The 10410-nt window shown below is 44.7% G+C and carries 8 protein-coding genes and 1 tRNA gene; all 9 read left to right on the top strand.

Going from position 1 to position 10410, the window contains the following annotated elements; translation table 11 throughout:
• The first annotated feature begins 267 nt into the window (after positions 1-267).
• Positions 268-343, top strand: a tRNA-Trp gene (locus ACTXGO_RS06075).
• A 49-nt stretch (positions 344-392) separates the two neighbouring features.
• Positions 393-881, top strand: coding sequence for a preprotein translocase subunit SecE (gene secE / locus ACTXGO_RS06070; RefSeq protein ID WP_317199264.1), 489 nt, complete (start codon positions 393-395; stop codon positions 879-881).
• Positions 882-967: 86 nt separating this feature from the next.
• Entirely contained in the window at positions 968-1498 is a 531-nt protein-coding gene (gene nusG / locus ACTXGO_RS06065) for a transcription termination/antitermination protein NusG (RefSeq protein ID WP_443543237.1), read from the top strand.
• A gap of 87 nt (positions 1499-1585) precedes the next feature.
• Positions 1586-2017 (top strand): 50S ribosomal protein L11, encoded by a 432-nt coding sequence (rplK, locus tag ACTXGO_RS06060; RefSeq protein WP_317199262.1) that lies wholly within the window; start codon positions 1586-1588, stop codon positions 2015-2017.
• Positions 2018-2719, top strand: coding sequence for a 50S ribosomal protein L1 (gene rplA, locus ACTXGO_RS06055; RefSeq protein WP_317199261.1), 702 nt, complete (start codon positions 2018-2020; stop codon positions 2717-2719).
• A 360-nt stretch (positions 2720-3079) separates the two neighbouring features.
• A complete protein-coding gene (gene rplJ / locus ACTXGO_RS06050) occupies positions 3080-3607 on the top strand; it encodes a 50S ribosomal protein L10 (protein WP_317199260.1) in 528 nt (175 codons plus the stop codon).
• 105 nt (positions 3608-3712) lie between these two features.
• Positions 3713-4084, top strand: a complete 372-nt coding sequence (gene rplL / locus ACTXGO_RS06045) for a 50S ribosomal protein L7/L12 (protein WP_317199259.1) — start codon at positions 3713-3715, stop codon at positions 4082-4084.
• A 537-nt stretch (positions 4085-4621) separates the two neighbouring features.
• Positions 4622-8740: a DNA-directed RNA polymerase subunit beta gene (gene rpoB, locus ACTXGO_RS06040; RefSeq protein ID WP_443573700.1), complete on the top strand. Its 4119-nt coding sequence runs from the start codon at positions 4622-4624 to the stop codon at positions 8738-8740.
• 171 nt (positions 8741-8911) lie between these two features.
• Positions 8912-10410, top strand: a 1499-nt coding sequence (locus ACTXGO_RS06035) for a DNA-directed RNA polymerase subunit beta' (protein WP_459112916.1), incomplete at its 3' end; no start/stop codon positions are given.

Raw genomic sequence — 10410 nt, 5'->3', positions numbered from 1 at the left:
TATTCGTGAAGGCGGCCGTACGGTAGGCGCTGGTGTTGTTGCTTCAGTTAAGGACTAATCATTAGATTAGCTTTTACCTGTTAGACTTAGCGTCTAACTGCTAGACATAGAAAAGCCATCCGTCAGGGTGGCTTTTTTGTATTTTGAGACAAGATAACACCATATTTGTCTTAAAATATAAACTCATTAGACAAATTTATATAAAAAAATACAGCAAAACTTGCATTCTAATTAAAGATAGGTATAATTATCAGCCTTAACACCCATAGGCGATTGGCTCAATTGGTAGAGCATCGGTCTCCAAAACCGAGGGTTGTAGGTTCGAGTCCTACATCGCCTGCCATCTTCTTATCATATCTTCTGTTATACGCCACCTCCTAAGTGAGTTCTTTATGAGCAATAATCAGGATAACCTCGATTCTAAGTTATCTGATGCCCCTAATACGGCGGCTGGTGGAATGCTGAGCAAATCAAAGCACGTTTCAGCAGGGAACACCTCTGCTGTCGAAGTCGCTAAGACTGGTTCAGCTAAAGATATGATGCTATGGTTACTTGCCATAGTGGCATTAATTGCAGCGACTTTTGCAAATCAGTACTTGCCGGGGTATTGGCAAGCGGCGAATGACGTTTGGGTACGTATTGGTATCATCGTCGCGCTCGCCGTATTTGCATTAGTGTGTTTGGCGCTGACTCACCAAGGTCGCGCCTTTAAAATCCTACTAAGAGACGCAGCAGTTGAACTGCGCCGCGTCACTTGGCCAGGTAAAGATGAGACCTTTCAATACACATGGCAGACGATTGTCGTCATAGGTATCGTTGGGTTTTTTATTTGGTTACTCGATAACTTCTTTAATTGGTTCGTCGGTATCTTTATCGGCTAAGATCTATTGGTTATAAGCTTTTAGCAAAACCATATTAGTTCTAGCTGGCGTTTATCTATAACGACTCAAACGATCAGGAGCGTCAAATGCGTTGGTATATTGTCCAAGCGTTTTCAGGATATGAAAAGCAAGTACAGCGTTCACTAACAGATCGTATTAATCGTAGCGACTTTGCAGACTCTTTTGGTGATGTTCTTGTGCCAACAGAAGAAGTCGTCGAGATGAAAGACGGTAAAAAACGCAAAAGTGAGCGTAAGTTCTTTCCAGGTTATGTCTTAATCGAAATGGAGATGAACGATAACACTTGGCACATCGTCAAAGAATGTCCGCGCATCATGGGCTTTATTGGTGGTACGCCTGAGACGCCAGCACCGATCACCCAGGCAGAAGCGGATCGTATTTTAAACCGTTTGAACCAAGCTGAAGCAGATCCTCGTCCCAAGACTTTATTTGAGCCAGGTGAAGAGCTACTGGTCATCGACGGTCCCTTTACTGACTTTAAAGGTATGGTCGAAAAAGTGGATTACGAAAAATCCAAGCTACATCTTACAGTAAATGTATTTAATAGACCCACTCAGGTCGAACTTGAATTTAGTAAAGTTGAAAAATTAGACTAAAACATTTCTTAAAGTTTTATCAACCGGGGAGCTACCTATTATTATTTAGATAATAATTTAGCGCTATTACCCATATAGGAGAGAATCATGGCTAAGAAGATTGATGGTTACATCAAACTACAAGTGCCTGCAGGCAAAGCAAACCCTTCACCGCCGATCGGTCCAGCACTGGGTCAAAAAGGCGTGAACATCATGGCGTTCTGTAAAGAATTTAACGCTGCGACCTCAAGCCAAGAGCCAGGTCTACCAATTCCAACAGAGATTACCGTTTATAGCGATAAGTCTTTTACCTTCATCATGAAGTCACCACCAGCGGCGTTTTTACTACGTAAAGCTGCTGGTATCGCTAAAGGCTCAGGCACCCCTAATACCGCTAAAGTTGGTAAAGTGTCACGTGAGCAGTTAGAAGAGATTGTAAAGACTAAAGATGCTGATTTAACGGCTGCTGATCTTGACGCCGCTGTTCGTACCATCGCTGGTACCGCACGTTCAATGGGCATTACCGTGGAGGGTGTGTAAATGAGTAAGCTAACCAAACGCCAAAAAGAAATTAACAACCGTGTTGATAACGACAAGCAATACACTATCGAAGAAGCGGTTCAGATCTTAAATGATTTGCCAGCGCTAAAATTTAAAGAGTCTATCGATATTGCTATCAACTTGGGTGTTGACCCACGTAAATCTGATCAAGTGGTTCGTGGTGCTACCAACCTACCTGCGGGTACGGGTAAAACCAAGCGCGTCGCTGTATTTGCTCAAGGCGCTGCTGCTGAAGCTGCAAAAGAAGCGGGTGCTGACATTGTAGGTTTTGAAGACCTAGCAGAACAAATCAAAGCCGGCAACATGGACTTTGATGTCGTTATTGCAGCTCCTGATGCTATGCGCGTTGTGGGTCAGTTGGGTACGATCTTAGGTCCTCGTGGCCTCATGCCTAACCCAAAAGTTGGTACAGTAACACCAAACGTTGCTGAAGCTGTGACTAACGCAAAAGCGGGTCAAGCACAATACCGCGTAGACAAAGCAGGTATTATCCACACGACTATCGGTCAAGTTGGTTTTACCGCGGAGCAAGTTATTCAAAACGCTGGGGCACTGCTTACTGATCTAAAGCGCGCTAAGCCTGCAACGTCGAAAGGTACTTTCATTAAGAAAATTACCCTATCTAGTACTATGGGCCCAGGTATCACTATTGATCCTGTTCCATATCGCATGGCCAAATAATTTTATTTAAGCCCTAAGGTTTGAGTAATAAAAAAATTCTAAGAATTAGGTCAGCATAGTCTTTGCTATGCTGTCTAAGACCGTAGGTAAAGCGCAGTTATAAGAGAGTAATATAGCTTATAGCTGAGCTTGTTAATCGATGACAGATGAAAATCTCAATTGTCCTACGCAGACGGTGACCCACCCAGTTTAAACCTAGAGCAGGTAAGATGAAAGCTGTCTTACCACTCATTGTTATTCTGATAACGGTGCCGTAATCAGTCGCTGCTGGTTAGTTCTATCAGTAGCGTATCGTATCAAGTCAGTCCTGTTTTGTGGTTTAGACTACATGAGGATTGGTAAGATTAAAGGAGTCAACTTATGGCATTAACGCTAGAGCAAAAACAACAAGTTGTGGCTGAAGTGTCTGAAGTTGCTGCTAATGCTTACTCAGCAGTAGCTGCCGAATATCACGGTATTGGTGTTGCAAAGCTTACTCAGCTGCGCGAACAAGCCCGTGGTAAAGGTGTCGTTTTAAAAGTGGTCAAAAACACTTTAGCAAAACGCGCTTTTGAAGGCACTAAGTTTGAGAGCATGTCAGACCGTATGACTGGTCCACTACTTTTGGCCTTTTCTATGGAAGATTTGGGATCTGCTGCCAGAGTCGTTTACGACTTTAGCAAAGATAACAAAGCTTTGGAGACCAAATTAGTATCAGTCGGTGGTGAAGTTTATGGTCCAGAAGAGCTAGAGCGCGTATCGAAGCTACCAACTCGCGACGAAGCACTCTCTATCCTCATGGCGACTATGAATGCACCAGTGACCAAGCTTGTCCAGACTATGAACGCAGTTCCAGGCAAATTTGTTCGCACTGTAGCAGCAATCAAAGACGCAAAAGAAGCGGCTTAATTGCTTGTTTTAACTTAAATTTTGTAGCGTACTATCTAGGTTATTTAACCTATCTATACACGCTATTAGAATCAATTAAATTTTATCAGATAACGGAGAGTTCTCATGGCACTATCTAAAGATGATGTGTTAAACGCAATTGCTGAAATGTCAGTAATGGATATCGTTGAGCTAATCAGCGACATGGAAGAAAAATTCGGCGTAACTGCTGCTGTTGCCGCTGCACCTGCTGCTGCTGGTCCTGCTGCTGCTGCTGCTGAAGAAAAAGACGAATTTGACGTCGTTCTTTCAAGCTTTGGCGAAAAGAAAGTTGCGGTCATTAAAGCCGTACGTGAAGCGACTGGCCTTGGTCTAAAAGAAGCGAAAGATTTGGTTGAAAGTGCTCCAGCACCAATCAAAGAAGGCGCAACTAAAGACGAAGCTGAAGAGTTGAAGAAGAAGCTTGAAGAAGCTGGTGCAAGCGTTGAACTAAAGTAAGTTTAACCTAGTACACAAAAGAGCTGGTAATGCCTTGCATTGCCAGCTCTTTTTTATTATAATAAACAGCTTGACCTTTTGTGTCTGCCAAAGCCTGAGCACAAGCGGTGGATACCCATCAAAAGGACAGACGATATACATGCAAGCACACACGCCAGTTTTTGAAATAAGTTGACTTATGCTAGACGTCTTTAGATGTTTGGCGTTTTTTTGTGTCTGCATGCTTTCCTACTAAAACTATAGTTATATTGATTCTAGAATTTTTATCTAATCCTAAATGGTTGTACTGCTTATTAGCAGATTCATAGAGGTGACGGTATTGCTTTTATCTATACCTGATGGCGATAGATGACTAGCTTTATATTTAGAGCTTACATTTACCCATGTTGCATTGAGCTTAAGTATACCGAGCTTCAGTGATTTTATCGTCAGGCTTAATACGTTTTATCTCGTTGTTTTATTATCGTTTACGTCGTCAACTTTATATAAGTTGGTCACGCTTTTCATTTGTTTTCATGTTTACTGTAAGGACTCTCGATGGCATATTCTTATACTGAAAAAAAGCGTATTCGCAAAAGTTTTGCTGAATTGCCCACTGTAATGGACATTCCCTATTTACTGTCTATTCAAGTAGATTCCTACGAGCAATTTTTGCAAGAGCACAAAAAGCCAAAAGCTCGTGAGAATACTGGTTTGCAAGCGGCATATTCTTCTATTTTCCCAATTGAGAGCCACTCAGGTAACGCTGAACTGCAATTTGTTGAGTATTACTTAGGGGACCCTGAATTTGATGAGCGTGAGTGTATTTTGCGTGGCTCAACCTTTGCAGCCCCAATGCGTGTCAAGATTCGTCTGATTATTAAAGACAAAGACAGCAAAGATAAAGATAGCAAAGCGGCGATCAAAGATATCCGTGAGCAAAGTGTCTATATGGGCGAGATGCCACTGATGACTAACAATGGTACCTTCATCATCAACGGTACTGAGCGTGTCATCGTGTCGCAATTACATCGCTCGCCTGGTGTGTTCTTTGATCATGACAAAGGTAAATCACACTCTAGTGGTAAAGTGCTTTATAACGCCCGTATTATCCCATACCGTGGCTCATGGCTTGACTTTGAATTCGATGCTAAAGACTTAGTCTTTGCTCGTATTGACCGTCGCCGTAAGTTATTAGCGTCAATTATCCTACGTGCACTAGGTTTGAGCACAAGCGAGATCTTAGACTTGTTCTTTGACAAAGTAGCTGTGTATAAAGGCGATGAGCAATTTGAGATTGACTTGGTTGCTGATCGCTTGCGCGGTGAGATGGCGCAGTTCGATATCGTATCGCCTGATGGTGACGTTATTGTAGAGCAGGGCAAACGTATCAATGCGCGCCGTATCCGTCAGCTTGAAGAAGCAGGTATGACGAAAATTGCGGTGCCTGATGAATATCTGTATGAGCGTATTTTGGCAGAAGACATCGTCGTGAATGATGAGGTTATCGCGCGCGCAAATACACTTATTGATCACGAGTTATTGGTTAAACTCAGCTCATATGAAGCAAGCGATGCTATCAGAGAGTTCAGCATCTTGTTCACCAATGATATCGATCAAGGTAGTTATATTGCCGATACGTTACGTGCTGATAGTACCTCAAGCCGTGAAGAGGCGCTGATTGAGATCTATAAAGTCATGCGTCCAGGTGAGCCGCCAACGGTTGAGACTGCCGAAAAACTATTCGATAGCATGTTCTTTAACGCTGATCGTTACGACTTATCGAACGTCGGTCGTATGAAGTTTAACCGCCGCTTAGGTCTTGATTTTGAAGATACGGACGATGCTGATATTCAGCGCGGACGCAGCGTCTTGACTAACGATGATATCGTCAACGTATTAAAAGAGCTGATTGAGATCCGTAACGGTCGCGGCGAAGTCGATGATATTGATCATTTAGGTAACCGCCGTATTCGTTCGGTAGGTGAGATGGCAGAGAACCAATTCCGTGTTGGTCTGGTACGTGTTGAGCGTGCGGTCAAAGAGCGTCTGAGCTCAGCTGAGTCTGATAACTTATCACCGCAAGATTTGATTAATTCAAAACCTGTCGCTGCTGCGGTCAAAGAGTTCTTTGGTTCAAGCCAGCTGTCGCAGTTTATGGATCAAAATAACCCGTTATCAGAAGTCACGCACAAACGCCGCGTCTCCGCGTTAGGACCAGGTGGTCTAACTCGTGAACGTGCTGGTTTTGAGGTTCGTGACGTTCATGATACACATTATGGCCGTGTCTGCCCGATTGAGACGCCAGAGGGTCCAAACATTGGTCTTATTAACTCCTTAGCGACCTTTGCCAAAACCAACAGCTTTGGTTTCTTAGAGACGCCTTATCGCCGCGTAGTCGATGGTAAGGTCACTGACAAAATCGAATACCTATCAGCCATTGAAGAAGTGGGTACTGTGATTGCACAGGCCGACTCACCAGTGACTGAAGATGGTGCGTTATCTGATGAGATGGTCAGTGTGCGTAGCTATGGTGAATTCGTGCGTATGCCACCAGAAAAAGTGACGCATATGGATGTGTCACCAAGTCAGGTCGTATCAGTAGCAGCGGGTCTGATACCATTCCTAGAGCATGATGATGCTAACCGTGCCTTGATGGGTTCGAACATGCAGCGTCAGGCGGTGCCAACACTACGTGCTGATAAGCCGCTAGTCGGTACGGGTATGGAGCGTCACGTTGCTCGTGACTCAGGTGTTTGTGTTATCGCTAAGCGTGGCGGTGTGATCGAAGATGTTGATGCGTCACGTATTGTGGTACGTGTCAATGAAGACGAGATGACCGCAGGTGAGGCGGGTATCGATATCTATAATTTGATCAAATACACACGCTCAAACCAGAACACTTGTATCAACCAACGCATTATTGTCAACCAAGGCGATGAGATTGCTTTGGGTGATATCTTGGCGGATGGTCCATCTACCGATTTAGGTGAGTTGGCACTAGGTCAGAATATCCGCATCGCCTTTATGCCGTGGAACGGTTATAACTTTGAGGATTCTATTCTTTTATCTGAAAAAGTCGTCAAAGAAGATCGTTTTACGACCATTCATATTCAAGAATTGACCTGTGTGGCGCGTGATACCAAGCTTGGAACCGAAGAGATTACTGCGGATATTCCAAATGTGGGTGAAGCGGCTCTATCAAGTCTAGATGAGGCGGGTATCGTTTATATTGGTGCTGAAGTAGACGCAGGCGACATCTTAGTTGGTAAAGTCACACCAAAAGGTGAGACGCAACTGACGCCAGAGGAAAAACTACTCAGAGCTATCTTTGGTGAAAAAGCGGCTGATGTCAAAGACACCTCATTACGTGTCCCAACATCAAGCAAAGGCACGGTTATTGACGTACAAGTCTTTACCCGTGATGGCGTCGAAAAAGACGCTCGCGCTCGCGCTATCGAAAAATCGCAGCTTGATAGCTACCGCAAGGATTTAAAAGAAGAGCTACGCATCTTTGAAGAAGCCGCTCGTGGTCGTATCGGTACGCTCCTTGATGGTCAAAAAGTCAGCGGTGGTTCCGGCCTAAAAGCGGGTACCGTTATGGCGCTGGCTGACATGAAAGAGATGAGCCTTGAGACTTTGCTGGATATTCAGCCTGTCGAAGAGGAAATCTCTGAGCGCTTGACGCAGATCGCAGAGTACTTAGTCGATAAGCAAAAAGATATCGATACCAAGTTTGCTGAGAAGAAACGCAAACTAACAGCAGGGGACGACTTACAACATGGCGTACAAAAAATCGTCAAGGTTTATCTTGCGGTTAAGCGTCGTATCCAGCCTGGTGACAAGATGGCGGGTCGTCACGGTAACAAAGGTGTAGTATCACGTATTATGCCAGTTGAAGATATGCCATATGATGAGCATGGCAATACGGTTGATATCGTATTGAACCCGCTTGGCGTACCTTCGCGTATGAACATCGGTCAGGTGCTCGAGACGCATTTGGGTATGGCAGCGAAAGGCTTGGGCGAGAAGATTGACGGCATGCTTAAAGCACAAGCGGCAATCAAAGACTTACGCGATTTCTTAGACCAAATTTATAATAAAGTTGGTGGTGAGCAAGTCGACCTCGACAGCTTGTCTGATGACGATATTATGGCCTTGGCAAGCAACTTACGTGGCGGCGTTCCGATGGGCACAGCAGTATTTGATGGTGCGCATGAGCATCAAGTCAAAGATCTACTTGAGCTTGCAGGTCTAGCTCGTGATGGTCAGCAGACATTATATGATGGTCGTACCGGTCAGCAGTTCGATCGTAAAGTGACGGTCGGTTATATGTATATGCTCAAGCTTAACCATTTGGTTGATGACAAAATGCATGCACGCTCGACGGGTTCTTACTCATTAGTCACCCAGCAACCACTCGGTGGTAAAGCGCAGTTCGGTGGTCAGCGCTTTGGTGAGATGGAAGTATGGGCACTAGAAGCATACGGTGCCACTTACACCTTGCAAGAGATGCTAACGGTGAAGTCTGATGATGTCGAAGGCCGTACCCGTATGTACAAAAACATCGTTGATGGTGAGCAGTACATGGACCCAGGTATGCCTGAATCCTTTAACGTTTTGACCAAAGAAATCAAATCACTAGGTCTTAATATTGAGTTAAAAGAAAACAATTAAGCTTTAATTAAAGCTCAATGGTTCAGTCAAAAGCAGTTAGCTCATTATTCATGCGCCTGCTTTTGACACCTTATCTCAACCCTATTCATTGCCTTCAGTCTCTTGGATGCGCTATATAACCTGATGTTATAAAACGCGGCCAGATGATTATAAAGATAACGGAGAAGCAACTTGAAAGATTTACTCGATATCATGCAAAGCCCAACTGCGGGCGGTAACCGTGAATTTGATAGTATTCAGATTACCTTGGCGTCGCCTGACGTCATTAAGTCGTGGTCACACGGCGAAGTCAAAAAACCAGAAACTATTAACTATCGTACCTTTAAGCCTGAGCGTGATGGTCTGTTTTGTGCCAAAATTTTTGGCCCTGTAAAAGACTTTGAATGCCTGTGTGGTAAGTACAAGCGCCGTAAGTTCCAAGGCGTTATCTGCGAAAAATGTGGCGTAGAAGTCACTACTGCCAAAGTGCGCCGCGACCGTATGGGTCATATTGACCTAGCCAGCCCTGTTGCGCACATTTGGTTTTTAAAATCCTTACCAAGCCGTATTGGTTTGCTTCTTGATATGACGCTGCGTGATATCGAGCGCGTATTATATTTTGAGAGCTATATCGTCACTGAGCCAGGTCTGACTTCTCTTGAGAAGTATCAGCTGCTCGATGATGAGGACTACTATCGCGCGCTAGAAGAGTTCGGTGATGAGTTTACGGCTAAGATGGGCGCAGAAGCGGTTCAAGATCTATTAAAAGACATTGATCTTGATATCGAGATTGACGAGCTGCGCGAAGCGATTCCGCAAACGGGTTCTGAGACCAAGCTTAAAAAGATGTCTAAGCGTCTTAAATTATTAGAAGCCTTCCGTGATTCTAATAATAAGCCTGAGTGGATGGTGATGAATATCTTGCCAGTGCTACCACCAGATTTGCGCCCGCTAGTACCACTAGAAGGCGGCCGTTTTGCAACCTCAGATCTTAATGATCTCTATCGCCGCGTGATTAACCGTAACAACCGTCTAAAGCGTCTACTTGAGCTAAGCGCCCCTGACATTATCGTACGTAACGAAAAGCGTATGCTACAAGAGTCCGTCGATGCCTTGCTTGATAACGGTCGCCGTGGTCGTGCAATTACCGGCAGTAACAAGCGTCCATTGAAATCTTTGGCTGATATGATCAAAGGTAAGCAAGGTCGTTTCCGTCAGAACCTACTCGGTAAGCGTGTTGATTACTCTGGTCGTTCGGTCATCGTGGTCGGCCCTACGCTACGCTTGCATCAGTGCGGTCTGCCCAAAAAAATGGCTCTTGAGCTATTTAAGCCCTTTACTTATAACAAGCTGTTATCTCATGGCTTAGCCACGACGATTAAAGCGGCCAAAAAGATGGTCGAGCGTGAAGAGCCGCAAGTGTGGGATATGCTAGCGATGGTTATCCGTGAGCATCCGGTACTATTGAACCGTGCGCCAACGCTTCACCGTTTGGGCTTGCAGGCCTTTGAGCCAGTATTGATCGAAGGTAAAGCGATTCAATTGCATCCGCTCGTCTGTACGGCGTTCAACGCTGACTTTGACGGCGACCAAATGGCGGTACACGTACCCTTGACGCTAGAGGCGCAGCTTGAATCACGCGCTCTTATGATGTCAACGAACAACATCTTATCGCCAGCAAACGGTGATCC

This window comes from Psychrobacter sp. T6-1 (assembly GCF_052258445.1).
This window is presented reverse-complemented; position numbering and strand designations above follow the sequence as displayed.

Excerpts from the sequence above, each read along its gene's own strand:
- secE (WP_317199264.1), top strand. The coding sequence starts at position 393 with ATGAGCAATAATCAGGATAACCTCGATTCTAAGTTATCTGATGCCCCT.
- nusG (WP_443543237.1), top strand. The coding sequence starts at position 968 with ATGCGTTGGTATATTGTCCAAGCGTTTTCAGGATATGAAAAGCAAGTA.
- rplK (WP_317199262.1), top strand. The coding sequence starts at position 1,586 with ATGGCTAAGAAGATTGATGGTTACATCAAACTACAAGTGCCTGCAGGC.
- rplA (WP_317199261.1), top strand. The coding sequence starts at position 2,018 with ATGAGTAAGCTAACCAAACGCCAAAAAGAAATTAACAACCGTGTTGAT.
- rplJ (WP_317199260.1), top strand. The coding sequence starts at position 3,080 with ATGGCATTAACGCTAGAGCAAAAACAACAAGTTGTGGCTGAAGTGTCT.
- rplL (WP_317199259.1), top strand. The coding sequence starts at position 3,713 with ATGGCACTATCTAAAGATGATGTGTTAAACGCAATTGCTGAAATGTCA.
- rpoB (WP_443573700.1), top strand. The coding sequence starts at position 4,622 with ATGGCATATTCTTATACTGAAAAAAAGCGTATTCGCAAAAGTTTTGCT.